Raw genomic sequence first — 18,167 nt, forward strand, 5'->3', positions numbered from 1 at the left:
GACCCGCCGGTCCGTCAGGCCGCCAGCCGGTCGTACTCGGCGAGGAAGCTCCCCACCTCGGGCACCGCTCGGTGCGCCCTGAGGTGGTCGGCGGTGTCGGCGACCATGCCGCGGACCCGGGCCGACCGGACTTCGCCGAGCAGGGCCACCGCGGTCGAGGCGTGGTGCGCGGCCCCGGCGAGGTCACCCCGGCCGAGCCGGTCGTGGGCCAGCTCGGCGGTGTAGAGCACGCGGTTGCGGACGAACTGCGTGCCCTGCAGCGCTATGGCCTGCTCGGCCCGCTCGCTCGCGCGGTCCCACTCGCCGAGGGCGGACCAGCACTGGGCCTCCAGGCCGGCGATCTCCGCCTCGCCGAAGAAGGACATCCACTCCGGATCGGCCTCGGACTCGCCCCGCTCGAACAGCGTGTACGCCCGGACCAGCGCCCGCTCGCAGGCCGACCGGTCGTCCAGCAGGGCCCAGGCACCCGCCTCGCGCAGGGCGAGCAGGGAGAGCAGCCGGTCGGAGTCGAGGTGCCGGGCGGCGGCCTGGCCGGCCTGGGCGGCGCGCAGCGCCTCGCGCGGGCGGCCGGCGTCCCTGGCGAGGAAGGCGCTGTTGCAGAAGACGTGTGCCTCCAGGGCCGGGTCGCCCGCCATCCGGGCGGTGGCGAGCGCCTCGGAGTAGAAGGAGCGCGCGTCGGCCAGCCGGTTGGAGTCGTGGGCCAGCCAGCCGACCGAGATGGCCAGCTCGCCCGCCCCGGACTGGAGCCGGCGCTCGACGGCGGTGCTGTAGTCCCCGTCGTTCAGCAGCACGTAGGCGCTGCGCAGGGACTGGCCGGCCAGCTCGAAGAGCGCGTCGGCACCCTTCGCGTCGTCGAGCACCCGGATGTCCCGGACGGCCTGCTCGACGCTGTTGACCTCGGCCGCGCCCACCTTGCGCCGCAGCGGCGCGGTCTGCTGCGGCAGCAGACCGCTGCCGGGCAGCGGTGGGAGCGACCGGGGAGCGGCGGCCCGGGCCGGCCCGTCCAGGCCGATCACCGCCGCGAGGGCCGTGGGGCCACTGCTCAGGAATGTACGGCGACGCACGTCGTCGTTCTCCTCGTCGGGATGGTGCGGATCGTGGAGCCGCAGCGCCTCACGGTGCAGCAGCGCACCGGCGTCCCCCGGGGGCGGAGGACGGTCCGGCCCGCCCGTGGCCGGGCCCGGCGGGGCTGCGGCCGCGCCGCGGCGGCGGACCTCGGTGCGTGGTGCGAAACCGAGCTCCGCCAGTGAACGGTCCGGCCACATGTGCCGGAACACCCGCTCGTAGGCGTAGTTGGGGCAGCGGATCTCGCCGGTCTCGACGCGGCCGATGTACCGGGCGTCGCAGGACACGTGCTCGCCGATCTCCCGGGCGGCCCGCCGGATCGCCATGGCGAACTCGCCCGGGGAGCGGTCCCCGCGCAGGGTGCGCATCGCGGTGTTGGGGGCGGGCGCGGCGGTGGTGCTTCTCGTGGCTGCCATGGTGTGCGCTCCGAGCTCGTACCTGGTGCTGCCGATCGTGCTGCTGTTCGGTTGCCGCTGGGGTGACGGCCGGTGTGCCCGGCGCGGCTGGGGGGCTGCTGACGGGTGACAGTACCCGGAGTCACCGGATGGACACAGCGTGTTTCCGGATCATGTGCCCGCAAAACGGTACAATTCGGGCTCTGTCGCTGAGTTTCGCCATGAAATGCCATGGCTTGCTGTAGGGCTCCCCGTGGCCTCGCGTGCACCATCCGCGTTGTCCTGATACGTGGAGACCCCCGTCCGCACCCCCAACCGATCGAGCGGACGGGTCTCCGAGTTGACGAGCTGACAGGAGAGCTCCATGGTCGTCGGAGTGCCGCAGTTCCACCGCCCGGCGATCGCCGGCGGATTCCCCGGGCCGGGGCCGGCCCTGCTCGGCGGGCCAGTCGTCCCGGGGCGGTACGACACCGTGACCGTCGCGGTGCGGCAGGGCCTGGAGACGGTCGACATCCTGCGGCTGCGCCGGGCCTGCGGCTCGGTGTTCCAGAGCGCCGCCGGTACGGCGATCGCCTTCCTCGTCCCGGCGGGCACCGTCGACCGCTGGCACCTCCCCGGCAGCAGCTGTACCGCCGGTGCCCTCCTCCTCCCCGCCACCGACCCGCTCTGGGTCATGCCCCCGGCCGGGCCCGCCGCCCTCGCCCGCGCCACCGACGCCTGGGTGCTCCGCACCGCCCTCTGCGAAGCCGCCTGCACCCTGACCGCCAGCGGCCTCGGCCCGTTCTGACCCCTCCGATCCCCCTCCGGCCGGGCTGACGCCCCCTTCGCCGCAGCTCAGCGCAGGTCCCCTCGAACGTCCGGGCGATAATGGTCGCCATGGGACGCAGGAACAGGGCCGACCGCGGCCAGGCCGAGAGCGAGCTCGCCGCCGTCGAGGGCCGAGCCGCCCGGGCCGGCCGAGCCGGTCGCACCGAGGAGGCTCGCGGCGCCGGCCCCCGTACGCACACCCAGGGCCCGCTGGCCCGCCAAGTCCGCTCCGGGCTGGCCGAACTCGTCCCCGACCGTGACCGCGCGCAGGCCTGGACCCTGCTGGTGGACGGCGCCCCGCAGTCCCTGGTGGACCTCGCCGACCCCGGGTACCTGGGGTTCGAGTACCAGCGCCGGCTGGGCCACCTGATAGACCTCGCGGCCGCCCCCGGCAAGCCGATATCCGCGCTGCACCTCGGCGGCGGCGCCCTCACCCTCGCCCGCTACGTGGCGGCGACCAGGCCCCGCTCCCGCCAGCAGGTCGCCGAGATCGACACCGAGCTGACCGAACTCGTCCGGGCCGAGCTCCCGCTGGAGCGGGGCTGGCAGATCAAGGTCCGCGGCGCCGATGCCCGCGCTGTTCTGGAGCGCACTCCGGATGGCAGCGCCGACCTGGTGATCGTGGACGTATTCGCCGGTGCCCGGGTGCCCGCGCACTGCGCGACGCTGGAGTTCACCACCCTGGCGGCCCAGGCGCTGGCACCGGGCGGCCGGTACGCCGTCAACCTCGCCGACGGCGCCGGGCTGAACTTCGCCCGCTCGCAGGTGGCCACGCTCCGCGCGGTCTTCCCCGAGGTCTGCCTGGTCGCCGATCCGGCCGTCCTGCGGGGCAAACGTTTCGGCAACCTGATCCTGGTGGCCGCCCACCACCCGCTCCCCATCGAGGAGCTGGCCCGCCGGGTGGCCTCCGACTCCTACCTCGGGCGGCTCGAACACGGCCGCGCCCTCGCCGACTTCACCGCCGGCGCCGCCCCCGCCACCGACGCCACGGCGGCACCGTCCCCCGCGCCGCCGCCCACCGTCTTCCGCTGAGGCCCGGCGGCTGGGGTTCGGCTGCTGAGGCTCGGCAGCTGGGGCTCGGCGGCGCTCAGTGACCCCGGGGCAGACCGCGGTGCTTGTACATGGCCGCGCCGGTGAGCAGCAGTCCGGCCGCGATCGGGACCAGGACGGCGGTGTATTCGTCGCCCCCCGACACCGGGGCGGCGGCGGTCAGCCCGAGGTCCTGCTGCTCCGGGCCCTGGCCGCCCGGGAACTGCGCCGGGACGGCGGCGCCGGGGCTGTCCACGGCGGGTTCGGCGTCGGCGCGGGAACGGTTCGGCGTGGTGGCCCCGGCCATGGCGGCCGACCCGCCCGCGGGCTGCGGGCCGGTAGCGGCCTGGCCGCCGGGCCGCCGGGTGTCACCGCCCACCGGGAGCGAGCGGGAGGCGCGCTGGGCGTCGTCGCCGCGTGGTTGCGGCGGTACGGAGGGCAGCAGCACGGCCGCGATCGCGAAAGCGTCCGGCACGGTGGTGGCCTGTCCGGGCAGCGGGAGCCCGCCGGACCTGATCCGCTCCTGGAGCACCTGCCCCACCGGCGCGGCCGGGTGCTCCACGAGCGGGACGGCGGTCGAGGACAGCTGGTCGAGCAGCGCGGGGGTGTCGGACCGGCCGACCGGGCCCGCACCCGGCTCGCCGGACGCGGCGTACGCGGAGGTCAGCCCGAGGCCGAGCCCCCACACCTGGGCGAGCACCGCCCCACCGGCCGCCAGCGCACGGGGGCGGGGCAACCGGCCGCCCTGGCGGCCGACGCGCGGGGCGGCGGAGGCTTCGGGCTGAGTCGCGTGATTGGCTCGCACGTGAGGGGAGAACGAGCGGCGGGGGGAGAAGGTCACGCTCAGGAGTGAGGCCGGGTGACGGAGCGTCACCCGGCCCGGTGGCCTCTCAGCGGCCGGAAGCCCCGGGCCCGGCCGACCGCGCCGGCTCTCTGCTCGGCAGCCCGCCCCGGCCGCCGGAGAGCGCTTTTCGGCCGAATACCGGCGATCGGCGGCCGGACGGTCACGGGGAGGCGTGCGGGCCTCGCCGTGCCTCAGCTCGGGCGTGGGGGCACGAGCGGGTCGGGCCGCGGCGCGGATCAGGCGTTGGGGCGGATCAGGCAGCGTGGCGGGTCGGGCCGCGGGCCGGATCGGGCAGCGGGGCGGGTCAGGCGTTGGGCCGGATCGGGCAGCGGGGCGGGTCAGGCGTTGGGGCGCAGCGTCCAGAGGATCGTCATGACGCCGGTGACGGCGCCGTCGGCGCGGGTGATCTCGACGGTGACCGGGATCTCCGGGCGCTCGCCCTTGTCCAGCTCCGCGACGACCTCGTCCACCGGGCGGCCGATCGTGGCGGTGGCGGTCACGACGCCCATCGCGAGCTTCTTGTACTCGACCTGGGCGTTCACCACGAGCGGCACGGCCCGCCCGAGCTGGTCGCCGAAGGCGGCCAGCACGACGCAGCCGCTGGCCGACTCGGCCAGGGTGAACATCGCACCGGCGTGCGGGCCACCCACGTGGTTGTGGAACTCCGCCTGGTCCGGCAGCTGGAGGACCGCGCGCTCGGCACTGGTCTCCAGGTACTCGAGCTTGAGAGTGTGGGCCATGGGCACGGTGGAGTCGAGCAGCTGGCCGATCGAAGGTGTGGTCATGCGGACGATGTTACTAGCCGGTAGCTAAATGGGAAGAGGGTGCCGCCGATTCGTCCGTGCGACGGGGGAGAGGTGCCGGGCTGCGGGGGCCCGCGGGGTCGAGTGACCTACGACACAAGGAGGGTGACGGGCCGCCTGCCGGGCGGAGCGGCGGGAGCCGGAAACGCCTTGAGGGGCCGGTCTCCAAGAGACCGGCCCCTCAAGGCTGTTGGGGTGAGTGACGGGACTCGAACCCGCGGCCACCTGGACCACAACCAGGTGCTCTACCAACTGAGCTACACCCACCATCTTTCGGGGCGTTCCCGCTCCGACAAGAAGAACTCTACAGGATCGGAGAGGGTGCTCGCGCCAGGGTTTCGAGCGGGGGGACTCCGGGGGCCGGAACTACCCATGCCAGGTCAGGGCGTGGGCAGCTGGTACTTGGCCGCGATCTCCTTGGCGGCGTCGCCGTCCGGGCCGGGCGGCGCGACGAAGACGGCCTCGCGGTAGTAGCGCAGCTCGGCGATGCTCTCGCGGATGTCCGCGAGAGCGCGGTGGTTACCGCCCTTCTGCGGGCTGTTGTAGTAGGCGCGCGGGAACCACCGGCGGGCCAGCTCCTTGATCGAGGAGACGTCCACGATCCGGTAGTGCAGGTGGCTCTCCAGGGCCGGCATGTCCCGGGAGAGGAAGCCGCGGTCGGTGGCCACCGAGTTCCCGCACAGCGGCGTCTTCCCGGCCTCGGGCACGTGCTCGCGGATGTAGGCCAGCACCTTGGCCTCCGCCTCGGCCAGCGTGACCCCGCCGTCCAGCTCGGCCAGCAGCCCGGAGGAGGTGTGCATGGCGCGGACGAACTCCGGCATCTGCTCCAGGGCCTCGGCCGGTGGCCGGATGATCACGTCGACACCCTCGCCGAGGATGTTGAGCTCGGAGTCGGTCACGAGCGCCGCGACCTCGACCAGGGCGTCCTGGTCGAGGTCGAGCCCCGTCATTTCACAGTCGATCCATACCAAACGGTCGTTCACGCCACTCACCCTACGGCGCGATCCCGCGTCCCGGACAGCTCCCGGCCGCCCTCGGCGGGCCGCTCCGACGGTTCGGCGGCGGTCGCCTGCGACCCGGCCTCCGCCAGGACCGGACCGTCCGGGACGGCTCCGTCCGGACGGTGCCCCTGGCCGAGACCCCGGGCGGTGGGCTGGCCGTGGCCCTCCTCCTCCGCCACGGCGTGCTCCACGGCCTGGCGCTCGGTGAGCTCCGGCGTCACGGGCACCTGTTCGGGTGTCCGTCCGACACCGGGGCGCCCGAGGCCCGGACGCCCGGCCCCCGGCCCGCCGCCGACCGGGTGGCCGACGCCGTGCTGCCCGATCGCGTGATGGCCGACCGGCTGGTGCGGCCCGGACTGGTGCGCCGCAGGCTGGTGCGCCGCCGGTTGGTGCCCGGACAGCGGTCGGTCCGCCGGCTCGGCGGGCCGACCGGGACGCCGGACGCCCGGACCGGGCTGCGGCGGCACCATGGCTCGGCCCCGCACCTGCCCGGCCGCGCCACCGGCTCCCACCGGACCGCCCGTGCCCACGACGGTCGAACCCGCCGACCCCGCGGCCGCAGCCGTGCCCGGTGCTCCCGCCGCAGCGGGCATCGACCCACCGGTGAGCGGAGCGCCCACGGTCGGGCCGGCACCGCCGACGACCGTGCCCGCCATCGACGGACCGGCCCCCGGGGCGCCGCTGCCCGCGGTGTGCACGGACGTGGTGGCACCCGGCAGCGGCCGCCGTGCCCGGTAGCTGGTCCGGTACGTGGCGGGAGAGACCCCGAGCTGGCGGCGGAAGTGACCGCGCAGCGCGACCGGCGAACGGAAGCCGCAGCGCCGGGCCACGTCGTCGACCGACAGCTCCGAAGTCTCCAGCAGCCGCTGCGCCTGGAGCACCCGCTGGGTGATCAGCCACTGCAACGGCGCGCTGCCGGTGAGGGTCCGGAACCGACGGTCGAAGGTCCGACGGCTCATGTACGCGCGGGCCGCCAGCACCTCGACGTCGAACTGCTGGTTGAGGTTCTCCAGCGCCCAGGTCACGACCTCGGCGAGCGGGTCGTTGCCGATCTCTTCCGGTAAAGACTGATCGATGTACTGGGCCTGTCCACCGCCACCGCGGCGGCTGGGCACCACCAGTCGGCGGGCGAGCGCGTTGGCCGCCTCGGCGCCGTGGTCGCTGCGCACCACGTGCAGGCAGAGGTCGATGCCGGCCGCCGTACCGGCGGAGGTCAGCACGTCGCCGTCGTCCACGAAGAGTTCGCGCGGGTCGACGTGGACCCGCGGGTAGCGCTTGGCGAGCGTCGGCGCGTACATCCAGTGGGTGGTCGCGGGGCGGCCGTCGAGCAGGCCGGCGGCGGCCAGCACGAAGGCACCCGTGCAGAGGCCGATGATCCGGGCCCCCTCGTGGTGGGCCTTGCGCAGTGCGGCGATCGCCTCGACCGGCGGGGGCTGGGAGATCGAGCGCCAGGCGGGCACCACGATCGTCCCGGCGCGGGCCAGCGCCTCCAGGCCGTAGGGGGCGCTGAGGGTCAGCCCGCCGGTGGTGGCCAGCGGGCCGTCCTCACCGGCGCACACCAGCAGCCGGTAGCGGGGCACGCCGGCGTCCTGGCGGTCCACCCCGAAGACGGAGAGCGGGATCGAGCTCTCGAAGATCGGTGCCCCGCCGAAGATCAGAACGGCCACGGTCTCCCGGCGCCGACGCCCCGAGAGTTTCCGAGGGGCCGTCAGCACGCTTGACCCGGTGGCCCCGGAGCCGCCAGCACCGCCCAGCGGGCCGGTGGTTGCCAGGCCGGCGGAGCCACCCGGCCCGAGGGAGCCGGACAGCGCGGCCAGCCCGACCGGGTGCTGGGCGCCCGTGTACTGCGCCGAGGCGTACGGGCTGCCGGGGTGGGAGTGGGCCGGGGCGGCCGGGTACTGGTGCGACGGCTGGTGGGTCTGCTGGTGCGGCTGCGCGTGGGCCGCCGCATGGGCCGAGGCGTGGTGGGCGGGCGCCTGCGCGGAGCTGGGGGCAGCGCCACCGTACGGGGCGGAAGTCGGGTGGCCGGTCGGCGAGTTCAGTCTGTGGGTCGAAGCGTTCTCGACTCGCGGCACGGGCACGGCGCTTCGTGGGGCCTGGCTCACGGGGCCGGTCGGTGACTGGCCTCCGTCAGGACCCGTGTCGCTCCTGCTCACCCTGCTCAAGGCGCTCCAGCCCCCTCGGTGGTGTGGTGTGGTGGTGCCGCACTGCTCGCCAAGATCGAATCTATCGGGTGGACCGTTCCCGTTGTGACAAGTTCACCATCCGACGCTATGTCGACATGGCAATTTGGCGTGATGCATTCGATCACGAAGCGTGGCACCCGTCGACCCCTCTGGGAAGGGGGCCTGGGGATCGGTGGCTTGTTGTTGCACGACCCACCGGACGCCGGTCCGCGGCACCCCGCCCCGCCGAGGTGCCTGGGCTGCAGCTTTCCCCAACGCGGTCTGTCCGAAGCTAGATTGACTGAAAATGAGCGGTTCACGAAAGGGCGCGCGAGGTAGCGCAGTGCGCCGCCGTGAGCCCCCTGGGCGCTGTGCCAGAGCGCCGGAAGCGGCCTCGGCGGGCCCGGTGACAGTGGCCGGCCGGCCCTCACCGGGGCTCGTCGGGCCGACTCGAACAGGCCATCGGGGGTACCGACTTGCCGAGGGCTCCCGGCGGCGGCCCCGGACGGTGTCCGGCGGCGGCTCCGGACGCGCTCCCGGTGGCAGCTCCGGGCGGGCTCCCGATGGCAGCTTCCAGTGGCAGCTCAGTGTGGCGGTCACGGCGCGACGGCCCGCAGGGCCGTGACGGCCCCCAGGCCCGCACCGGCGGCCGTCCGAGGTCGCCCCTGGGGGCGCGGGCGGCTCTGCGGCCCAGGGGCGTTCCGGGCGGCCAGGATCAGCCCGACGGCCTCGGGGAGCCCGGCGGCGCTGAGCGTGGGCCGGTAGCCGGGCTCGGCCCACGGGCGGCCGTGGTGCAGCCAGACGCTGCGCAGGCCCGCCACCTCCGCGCCCGCGATGTCGGCCGGGGCGTGGTCTCCCACCATCCAGGTGTGCGAAGTCCAGTCCCGGGTCAGGGGGAAGCCGCAGCGCCGGGCGGCGATCTCGAAGATCAGCGGGTCCGGCTTGAGGCAGCGGGCCTCCTCGGAGATCACCCAGCCGTCGACCAGCGGCACCAGCCCGGTGCGGCGGATCTTCTCCAACTGCGGCCGGGTGCCGCCGTTGCTGACGATGCCGATGGTCCACCCGGCGGCTCGGGCGGCCCGCAGCGCGGCCGTGTGCGAGGCGGGGCACCGGATGTGCGAGTTGATGCCCCGTCGGTAGTGGGCGAGCAGGAAGTCGAGGGAGTGGTCGAGGCCGTAGCGGCGCTTCGCGGCACCGAGCACGGTGTCGCGCGGCACGTAGCCGCCGCCGTCGATGGTGGCGAACCAGCTCAACTCGGCGGCGGGCAGCTGGTGGTCGGCCAGGAAGTCACGGGCCCAGTCGAGGTATGCGGCGTCCCGGGGAATGAGGGTGTTGTCGAGGTCGAGCAGCAGCAACGGCATGGGCTGCATGGTGCCAGCGGGTGAGCCTATGCAGGAGGCATTTGCCAGCGGACGGCCCGAACTTCCGTAAGTGGCCGAAAGCGGAGCGTCACGGGTGGTGCGGGCCGGTCGGGGGTTTCGCCGGTGGTCGCAGGTGGTGGCTGGTGGATGACAGTCGGATCACGTTGTGTGTCTGCCCTGTTGCGCGAATTGGCCTCCTCGGTCAAGCTCCAGGGAACTCCTCGGACGGGCGAGCGCGCGCGGCCCGCGACGGGGCGTGAAGCAGGCGGTGCGCGCATCCTCCGTCAGGGGGATCGTGGCCGTTTTGGGGCTCTACTGCTGGGCTGGGCCCTGCCCCCGTCGTACTCTGAAAGGAACAGGTCACATTCGGTGGTGCTCGGCGGAGACCGGCTCGGAGCCGTGGGTAGACCTGTTGCCTGGGCAGCACTGTCCTTTCCTGTCGGCCCATCTCACTCGAAGAGCTTTGAGCCATGGCTGGTTTTGAGCACCCCAGGTCGGCCGGAGCGGACGCTGCCAGGTCGGTCGAGGAGTCTTCCCCCGTCGTCCCGCGCGATCGGCGGCACACAGCCGCGTTCGTCCGGGACGTGGTGCGTCGCGGCTGGCCCCGGCCACGCCAACGCAGGGGCGGAGCAGGGGAAGAGCGCACGGAGGGTGCGGTGACGGACGGTACGGGGTCGGCGGTCGGCAGGTCCGGCGGCGTCGGTCAGGGCGGTGGTGGTCAGGGCGGTGGCGCCGACCGGCAGCGCGGGGCCGGTGATCCGGTGCTCGAGGGCCAGGCGGCCCGGGCCTGTGATCCGGTCTTCCAGCACGGAGTGGTGGTCGGGTTCGACGGCTCGCTGTCGAGCGAGCGCGCCCTGGCGTACGCGGTGGGGATGGCGCGGCGGTCCCAGTGCGGTCTGGTCATCGTCCACGTGGCGAACAGGCTGCCCACGACGGTCTGGGCCGGGTGCGAGCCCCCGGTCTTCGTGGACCTGCCGGACCACCGGACGGAGATCCTCGGCCTGGAACTGGCCTGCGCCGACTACCTCTCGGGCGTGCCCTGGATCCTGGTCGAGCGCGGCGGGGACATCTGCCACGAGATCGAGGAGGTCGGCCGGGAGTACGCCGCCGACGCCATCGTGGTGGGCAGCACGCACGGCATCCTCGGCAAGCTCTTCGGTTCGGTCTCCAGCCGGCTGGCCCGCCGCGCGAACCGACCGGTCATCGTCATCCCGTAGCCGAGGCCGCCCTGTAGGTGAGGGAACCGTAAGTGAGGGAACCCCGTGGTCGAGGGCGGATCGACCGCCCTCGGACGGCCGGGGTGGGAATTCTCGGAATCCTGGGGAGAATCCCCACCCAACGGCCGGAGTTCGAGCGTCAGGCCTTGATGCCCAGCTCGCGGGCGATCAGCATGCGCTGAACCTCGGAGGTGCCCTCGCCGATCTCCAGGATCTTGCAGTCACGCCACATGCGGGCGACCGGGAATTCGTTCATGAAGCCGTAGCCGCCGTGGATCTGGGTGGCCTCACGGGCATTGTCGACGGCTGCTTCGGACGAGTAGAGCTTCGCGATGGCAGCCTCCTTCTTGAACGGCTCGGAGTGCAGCAGCCGGGAGGCGGCGTCCCGCCAGGCGATGCGGGAGATGTGTGCGCGCGTCTCCATGTCGGCGAGCTTGAACTGGATGACCTGGTTGGCGCCGATGGCCTTGCCGAAGGCCCGGCGGGTGTTGGCGTACTGGACGGACTGGTCGACGCAGCCCTGGGACAGGCCGGTGGCCAGGGCGGCGATGGCGATGCGCCCCTCGTCGAGGATGCGCAGGAACTGGGCGTACCCGCGGCCCCGCTCCCCGAGGAGGTTGGCGGCCGGGACACGGCAATCGGTGAAGGACAGTTCACGGGTGTCGGATGAGTTCCACCCGACCTTGGAGTACTTCTTCGAGACCTGGAACCCCGGGGTTCCGGTGGGCACGATGATGGAGGAGATCTCGCGGGTTGGCGAGACATTTCCACCGTCTTCACTCGAACGGGCGATCGGTTCGGTGAGCGCCGTCACGGTGACCAGGCCGGTGATGTCCGTGCCCGAATTGGTGATGAAGCACTTGGTGCCGTTGATGACCCACTCGTCGGTCTCCGCGTCGTAGCGGGCCGTGGTGCGGGTCGCGCCCGCGTCCGAGCCGCCCTCGGGCTCGGTCAGGCCGAAGCCGCCCAGCATCTCGCCGGAGGTCAGCTTCGGCAGCCACTCCCGCTTCTGCTCCTCGGTGCCGAAGCGGTAGATCGGCATCGCGCCCAGCGAGACGGCCGCCTCCAGGGTGATCGCCACCGAGGAGTCGACCCGGGCCAGCTCCTCCAGCACGAGGCAGAGCGCGAAGTAGTCGCCGCCCATGCCGCCGTACTCCTCCGGGAAGGGCAGCCCGAAGAGCCCCATCCGCCCCATCTCGCGGACGATCTCGTACGGGAACTCCTCCCGCTCGTAGAGGTCGCCGATCTTCGGCGCGACGAAGTCCTGGGCGAACTCCTCGACGGTACGCCGCAGTTCCTCGTACTCGTGGTCCAAGCGGTGGTCGAGCATGTGACTCTCCTCGGTCGGGGCCCGAACGGCGGCGCCGCAACGGGAAGGTGGCGCAGGGAGCGCCGGAGGGTGGGGGAGGGCGAGTGGGGCGGCCGGTCAGCCGGCCGTGCCGCCGAGCAGTGCCTGGACGGCCCGGGAGGGGCTGGGGCGGCCGAGCCGCCCGGCCATCCAGCCGCTGGTGGCCACCAGGGCCCGGAGGTCGACGCCGGTCTCGATGCCGAGGCCGTGCAGCATCCAGACCAGGTCCTCGGTGGCCAGGTTGCCGGTGGCGCTCTTGGCGTACGGGCAGCCGCCCAGGCCGCCGGCCGAGGCGTCCACCGTGGTGACGCCGCAGCGCAGTGCGGCGAGGGTGTTGGCCAGGGCCTGGCCGTAGGTGTCGTGGAAGTGCACGGCGATCCGCCCGACCGGCACGCCGGCCCGGTCGAAGGCGGCCAGCAGCTCGGTGACCTGCCCGGCGGTGGCGACGCCGATGGTGTCGCCGAGACTCAGCTCGGTGCAGCCGAGCTCGAGGAGCCGGACGCCGAAGTCCACCACCTGGGCGGCCGGGACCGGGCCCTCCCACGGGTCGCCGAAGCACATCGACAGGTAGCCGCGGGTCGGCACCCCGGCCTGCCCGGCCCGCTGCACGACCGGCCGGAACATCTCCAGCGCCTCGCCCGCCGAGCGGTTGAGGTTGCGCCGGGCGAAGGTCTCGGTCGCGCTCGCGAACACGGCGATGTCGGTGACGCCGAGCTCCAGCGCCCGGTCGAGGCCGCGCTCGTTGGGCACCAGCACGGGCAGCCGCAGGCCCGGGTGGGCCTCGGTCAGACCGTCGAGCCGGGGCATCAGCTGCTCGGCGTCGGCCAGCTGCGGCACCCACTTCGGGTGCACGAAGCTGGTCGCCTCGACGGTGCCGAGCCCGGCTGCGGCCAACCGGGTGATGAACTCGGCCTTCACCTCGACCGGGACGAGCGAACTCTCGTTCTGCAGGCCGTCGCGCGGGCCGACCTCGTGGATGCGTACCCGGGCCGGCAGGCCCTCGGCGCGCACCGGCATGGGCAGCCCGAGGTCGAGGGTGTCGCGGTCCTCGGTGGTCACGGCAGTGGTCTCCACGGTGGTCTCCTGCGGGGTCTCCGGGCGGTCTGCCGGGCGGGCGTCCTGATGGTTCGTCACAACGCCACCGCCTGAGTCGCGTCGGCGTTGCCCGCGCCCTCGGCGGGCGCCCCCGCGAGCTCCTCCGCCGGAGTGACGACGGCGAGCACCTCCTCCATCGCCACGGTGCCCCCGGCAGTGGCCCGCAGCTCGGTGACGGTGCCGTCGTGCGGCGCGGTGATCACGTGCTCCATCTTCATCGCCTCCAGCACGAGCAGCGCCTGCCCGCGCCGGACCTGCTCGCCGAGGGCGGCCTTCATCACGGTGACGGTGCCCGGCATCGGCGCGGTCAGGGCGCCGTGGTGCGCGGCGCCGTCCGAGGCCCGGTCGGCGACCGGGTCGTGGGGGTGCACGGCCCAGGCGTCGCCGTCCAGCCCGAGCCAGGTCACCGGGCCGGTGGTCGAGCCTGGGGTCGGGCCGCTGTCGGTGGTGTGTGCGAACGTCGTCTGCACACCGTCGACGGTGAGGTGCAGCCGGCCGGGGCTCTGGGCGGCCCGGGCGGTCCGCACCGGTCCGTCGCCGAGTCGGACCTGCAGCTCGGAGGTGGCGCCGGCGGGAATATCGAAGCCTTCTGACGTGTTGTCAGTGCGCGTGGGGCGGACGGAGACGGTGACCGGGTCGTGGCCCGGGAGGCGCAGGCGGTGGTGGGTCCAGGCCGGATCGCCGCCCAGCCGCCAACCGGACGGTACGGAGAACGGGCTGGTCCAGCCGGCGGCCGGGGCGGCCGGGGCCAGCGCCAGCTGCCGGGTCAGCGCGGCGGCGTAGTAGAGCAGGTCGATGCCCGGCACCACCACGGAAGGAGCAGAGTCCGCAGTACCGCCGGCGGCAGGCGCGGCCGGTGAGGCCAGCAGCTCCGGGTGCTGCTCGACGGTCCGCTCGACCAGGCCGGTGTCGAGCCGGCCGGCGGCGACGTCCGGGTGGGCCAGCAGCCGCCGGAGGAAGCCGGCGTTGGTGGTCACCCCGAGCACGCGGGTCTCGGCGAGCGCGGCCCGCAGGCGGCGGAGCGCGGTCGGGCGGTCGGGCCCGTACGCGATCACCTTCGCCACCATGGGGTCGTACAGGCTGCCGATCTCGCTGCCGACGGTGACGCCGGAGTCGACGCGGATGCCGGGGCCGTGCGGTTCGTCCATCGCCAGGATGCGCCCGCCGGTGGGCAGGAACTCACGGTCGGGGTCCTCGGCGCAGATCCGGGCCTCGATGGCGTGGCCCAGGAAGGAGATGTCCGACTGTTCGAACGGGAGCGGCTCGCCGGCCGCCACCCGCAGCTGCCACTCGACCAGGTCGAGCCGCTGCGGGCTCGGGGTGTCGGCGCCGACGGCGATGGCCAGCTCGGTGACCGGGTGTTCGACCTGGAGCCGGGTGTTCATCTCCATGAAGAAGAAGTCCAGGACACCCTCGGGGGCCGGTGCCGAGGGGTCGATGCCCGGCACGATGAACTCCACCGTGCCCGCCCCGGTGTAACCGCACGCCTCGGCGGCGCGGACGGCCGCCGCGCCCATGGCGGCACGGGTGTCGGCATTCAGCAGGACGGAGGGAGCCTCTTCGATCAGCTTCTGGTGGCGGCGCTGCAGACTGCACTCGCGCTCGCCGAGGTGGATGGTCCGGCCGTGGGTGTCGGCCAGGACCTGCACCTCGATGTGCCGCGGCTGGTCCACCCAGCGCTCGAGCAGCAGCGTGTCGTCGCCGAAGGCGGTTCGGGCGACGCGCCGGGCGCCCGCGATCTCCGCCGGGAGGTCGGCCGGGTCGCGGACCAAGCGCATGCCCTTGCCGCCGCCACCGGCCGAGGGCTTCAGCAGCACGGGGTAGCCGATCTCGGCCGCTGCGACGACGAGTTCCTCGTCGGTCGGCGAGCCGCCCTGGCTGCCCGGCACCACCGGCACGCCCGCGGTCCGGACGGCCTCCTTGGCGTTGATCTTGTCGCCCATCAGCTCGACCGCGGCCGGCGGCGGGCCGATGAAGACCAGCCCGGCCTCGGTGCAGGCCCGGGCGAAGGCCGCGTTCTCCGCGAGGAAGCCGTAGCCGGGGTGGATCGCCTGGGCGCCGGTCCGGCGGGCGGCGTCGAGGATCTGCTCGGTGCGCAGGTAGGTCTCGGCCGCCGTGCTGTCGCTGCGCCCGGCCGGGCCGAGCCGGACGGCGACATCGGCCTCGCGCACGTGCGGCGCGTCGGCGTCGGCGTCGCTGAAGACGGCGACCGAGCGGACGCCCAGCTGGCGCAGGGTCCGGATCACCCGTACCGCGATCTCGCCTCGGTTGGCTACCAGAACAGTGTCGAACATGGGAGGCGTTCCTCCAGAGCGAGGGCCGGGGCCGGGGGTGCCGGGGCCGGGGTGAGAGCGAGGGAAGGCGAGGCGGGGAGCGGGCCGGGAGCCGGCGGAGCGGCAGGAGGGAGTGCCCTGCCGCCCCCGGTCACATCCGGAAGACGCCGTACGGTCGGGGCTCGGCCAGCGGGGCGTTCGCGCAGCTGCTGAGCGCCAGGCCGAGCACGGCCCGGGTGTCCATCGGGTCGATGACGCCGTCGTCCCAGAGCCGGGCGGTGGAGTAGTACGCGTTGCCCTGCCGCTCGTACTGCTCCCGGACGGGCCGCTTGAACTCCTCCTCGGCCTCGGTGGCCCACTCCTCGCCCTGCTTCTCCAGCTGGTCCCGCCGGACGGTCGCGAGGACGGAGGCGGCCTGCTCGCCGCCCATCACCGAGATCTTCGCCCCGGGCCACATCCACAGGAAGCGGGGCGAGTAGGCCCGGCCGCACATCGAGTAGTTGCCTGCGCCGTACGAGCCGCCGATCACCACGGTCAGCTTCGGCACCCGGGTGCAGGCGACGGCGGTGACCATCTTGGCGCCGTGCTTGGCGATGCCGCCGGCCTCGTACTGGCGGCCGACCATGAAGCCGGTGATGTTCTGCAGGAAGAGCAGCGGGATGCCGCGCTGGTCGCACAGCTCGATGAAGTGCGCGCCCTTCATGGCGGACTCGGCGAACAGCACGCCGTTGTTGGCGACGATCCCCACCGGGTGGCCGTGGATCTTCGCGAAGCCGGTGACCAGCGTGGCGCCGTACTCGGCCTTGAACTCGGCGAAGCGGCTGCCGTCCACGATCCGGGCGATCACCTCGCGGACGTCGTACGGGGTGCGCGGGTCCACCGGTACCGCGCCGTACAGCCCGGCCGGGTCGACGGCCGGCGGCTCGGCGGGGGTGAGCGGCCAGGGGGTGGCCGCTCGCGGCCCGAGCCCGGCCACGATGTTGCGCAGGATGGAGAGCGCGTGCGCGTCGTCCTCGGCCAGGTGGTCGGTCACGCCGGAGGTCCGGGAGTGCAGGTCGCCGCCCCCCAGCTCCTCGGCGGTGACCACCTCACCCGTGGCCGCCTTCACCAGCGGCGGCCCGCCCAGGAAGATGGTGCCCTGGTTGCGGACGATCACGGCCTGGTCGCTCATCGCGGGCACGTACGCGCCGCCCGCCGTGCAGGAGCCGAGCACGGCCGCCAGCTGCGGGATCCCGGCGGCGGAGAGCCGGGCCTGGTTGTAGAAGATCCGGCCGAAGTGGTCGCGGTCGGGGAAGACCTCGTCCTGCATGGGCAGGAAGGCACCGCCGGAGTCGACCAGGTAGAGGCAGGGGAGACGGTTCTCCAGCGCGACTTCCTGGGCCCGCAGGTGCTTCTTGACCGTCATCGGGTAGTAGGTGCCGCCCTTGACGGTGGCGTCGTTGGCGACCACCACCACCTCGCGCCCGGCGACCCGCCCGATCCCCGCGATCACGCCGGCCGCGGGGGCGGCGCCGTCGTAGAGGCCGTCGGCGGCCAGCGGGGCGAGCTCCAGGAAGGGGGAGCCGGGGTCGAGCAGGGTGTCCACCCGCTCGCGCGGCAGCAGCTTGCCGCGTGAGGTGTGCCGGGCCCGGGCCTTGGCGCCACCACCTTCGGCGGCGGCGGTGAGCTTCTGCCGGAGTTCGGCGACCAGCGCCTGGTGGGCCGCGGTGTTGGCCGCGTACGCCGCCGAGGACGGGTCGACCCCGCTCTCCAGCCGGGGCGCGGGTGCGGCGGTGGCGTCGATCGGCTGCTGGTGCGGACCGGCGGCCGGGTCGACGATCGGTCCGGAATAGGTGGGGACCATCCCAAGAGCTCCCTTGCCCTCGGAGCAGCCGGACCGGTGGACGGATGGACTCGCCGACCCGGCTTGGTGAGCGGTGACTCGTGTGAGCGAGTGCTGCCAGACACGTTAGTGAGCGTTAACTCGTGCTGCCAGGTTAACGCCCGATAACCCAGGTGTCTACGATGGATGTCATGTCGAACCAGCCCGCTCCCGCGCCCTCCCGCCGAGACCAGATCCGCCGGGAGGCCGCCCGGCTGTTCGCCGCACGGGGTTTCCTGGGCGTCGGGGTGGACGAGATCGGCAAGGCGGTCGGCATCAGCGGCCCAGGTCTCTACCGGCACTTCTCCGGCAAGGACGCGATGCTCGCCGATCTCCTGGTCGGCATCAGCGAGCGGCTCCTGGAGGAGGGGCGCCGCCGGGTCGGTGAGGCCGGCAGCGCCAGCGGGGCGCTTGACGCCCTGATCGGCGGCCATGTCGACTTCGCCATCGACGACCGTGACCTGATCACCTTGCACGACCGCGAACTGCTCCATCTGAAGGAGGAGGACCGCCGCCGGGTGCGCCGCCTCCAGCGCGGCTACGTGGAGCTGTGGGTCGACGTGGTCCGCGAGGCCTTCCCGCCGCTGGCCACCCCCGAGGCGGCCCCACTCGCCCGCTCCGCCGTGCACGCCGTGTTCGGCCTGCTGAACTCGACCCCGCACAGCGCCGGCCGCAAGTCCGGCGACAGTGAGCGCGGCCTGCCCCGCGATGCGATGGCGGCCCTGCTGCACGACCTGGCCCAGGGCGCCTTCTCCGCCGCGGCCGAGGCGGCGGCCCGCGCCGAGCGCGCGGCCTGAGGTGAGCGGGCGCCTCGAGGCGAGCATACGGCCTGAGGCGCCCGTACTCGGGGGGTGTAGGACCAAGGGCCGAGCCGCCCGGACCGGCGGGCAGGTGTGCCAGGCT

Annotated in this window: 13 protein-coding genes, 1 tRNA gene and 1 pseudogene; 4 read left to right on the forward strand and 11 right to left on the reverse strand. The window is 73.8% G+C overall.

The genetic code is table 11. The features are described from left to right. Positions 1-14: 14 nt before the first annotated feature. Positions 15-1,481: an NsdA family TPR-like regulatory protein gene (locus tag ABT095_RS05935; protein ID WP_350528040.1), complete on the reverse strand. Its 1,467-nt coding sequence runs from the start codon at positions 1,479-1,481 to the stop codon at positions 15-17. A gap of 343 nt (positions 1,482-1,824) precedes the next feature. On the opposite strand from ABT095_RS05935, the gene ABT095_RS05940 reads away from it, so the two are divergent. Together ABT095_RS05940 and ABT095_RS05945 are read left to right on the forward strand one after the other, a co-directional pair. Continuing rightward, positions 1,825-2,247, forward strand: coding sequence for a hypothetical protein (locus ABT095_RS05940; protein WP_350528041.1), 423 nt, complete (start codon positions 1,825-1,827; stop codon positions 2,245-2,247). An 89-nt stretch (positions 2,248-2,336) separates the two neighbouring features. Continuing rightward, positions 2,337-3,299, forward strand: a complete 963-nt coding sequence (locus ABT095_RS05945) for a spermidine synthase (protein ID WP_350528042.1) — start codon at positions 2,337-2,339, stop codon at positions 3,297-3,299. A 55-nt stretch (positions 3,300-3,354) separates the two neighbouring features. Here ABT095_RS05945 and ABT095_RS05950 read toward each other — a convergent pair whose 3' ends face one another. The 6 genes and pseudogenes from ABT095_RS05950 to ABT095_RS05975 form a co-directional block, all read right to left on the reverse strand. Further along, positions 3,355-4,032, reverse strand: coding sequence for a hypothetical protein (locus ABT095_RS05950; protein WP_350528043.1), 678 nt, complete (start codon positions 4,030-4,032; stop codon positions 3,355-3,357). 446 nt (positions 4,033-4,478) lie between these two features. Next, positions 4,479-4,925 (reverse strand): DUF4442 domain-containing protein, encoded by a 447-nt coding sequence (locus ABT095_RS05955; RefSeq protein ID WP_350528044.1) that lies wholly within the window; start codon positions 4,923-4,925, stop codon positions 4,479-4,481. A 209-nt stretch (positions 4,926-5,134) separates the two neighbouring features. Continuing rightward, positions 5,135-5,210 (reverse strand) — tRNA-His (locus ABT095_RS05960). Between the two features lie 113 nt (positions 5,211-5,323). Beyond that, entirely contained in the window at positions 5,324-5,926 is a 603-nt protein-coding gene (gene orn, locus ABT095_RS05965; protein ID WP_350528045.1) for an oligoribonuclease, read from the reverse strand. Between the two features lie 730 nt (positions 5,927-6,656). After that, a pseudogene (locus ABT095_RS05970) lies at positions 6,657-7,659 on the reverse strand (helix-turn-helix domain-containing protein); the annotation flags it as partial. A 1,046-nt stretch (positions 7,660-8,705) separates the two neighbouring features. After that, complete coding sequence (locus tag ABT095_RS05975; RefSeq protein WP_350528046.1) at positions 8,706-9,470, reverse strand: HAD family hydrolase; 765 nt, start codon at positions 9,468-9,470, stop codon at positions 8,706-8,708. Positions 9,471-10,231: 761 nt separating this feature from the next. On the opposite strand from ABT095_RS05975, the gene ABT095_RS05980 reads away from it, so the two are divergent. After that, complete coding sequence (locus ABT095_RS05980) at positions 10,232-10,687, forward strand: universal stress protein (RefSeq protein WP_350528068.1); 456 nt, start codon at positions 10,232-10,234, stop codon at positions 10,685-10,687. Positions 10,688-10,826: 139 nt separating this feature from the next. On the opposite strand, the gene ABT095_RS05985 is transcribed toward ABT095_RS05980, so the two are convergent. The 4 genes from ABT095_RS05985 to ABT095_RS06000 all read right to left on the reverse strand — a co-directional run bounded on the left by ABT095_RS05985 (position 10,827) and on the right by ABT095_RS06000 (position 17,246). Then, on the reverse strand, positions 10,827-12,017 hold the full coding sequence (locus tag ABT095_RS05985; RefSeq protein WP_350528047.1) for an acyl-CoA dehydrogenase family protein: 1,191 nt from the start codon (positions 12,015-12,017) through the stop codon (positions 10,827-10,829). 96 nt (positions 12,018-12,113) lie between these two features. Next, positions 12,114-13,052: a hydroxymethylglutaryl-CoA lyase gene (locus ABT095_RS05990; RefSeq protein WP_350528069.1), complete on the reverse strand. Its 939-nt coding sequence runs from the start codon at positions 13,050-13,052 to the stop codon at positions 12,114-12,116. A gap of 113 nt (positions 13,053-13,165) precedes the next feature. Then, positions 13,166-15,424, reverse strand: coding sequence for an ATP-binding protein (locus ABT095_RS05995; RefSeq protein ID WP_350528048.1), 2,259 nt, complete (start codon positions 15,422-15,424; stop codon positions 13,166-13,168). Between the two features lie 130 nt (positions 15,425-15,554). Beyond that, positions 15,555-17,246, reverse strand: coding sequence for a carboxyl transferase domain-containing protein (locus ABT095_RS06000; protein ID WP_350528049.1), 1,692 nt, complete (start codon positions 17,244-17,246; stop codon positions 15,555-15,557). A gap of 170 nt (positions 17,247-17,416) precedes the next feature. On the opposite strand from ABT095_RS06000, the gene ABT095_RS06005 reads away from it, so the two are divergent. Next, positions 17,417-18,061, forward strand: a complete 645-nt coding sequence (locus ABT095_RS06005) for an SACE_7040 family transcriptional regulator (protein ID WP_350528050.1) — start codon at positions 17,417-17,419, stop codon at positions 18,059-18,061. Positions 18,062-18,167: the final 106 nt, after the last annotated feature.

The organism is Kitasatospora sp. NPDC002227 (assembly GCF_040296285.1).
GTDB lineage: Bacteria > Actinomycetota > Actinomycetes > Streptomycetales > Streptomycetaceae > Kitasatospora.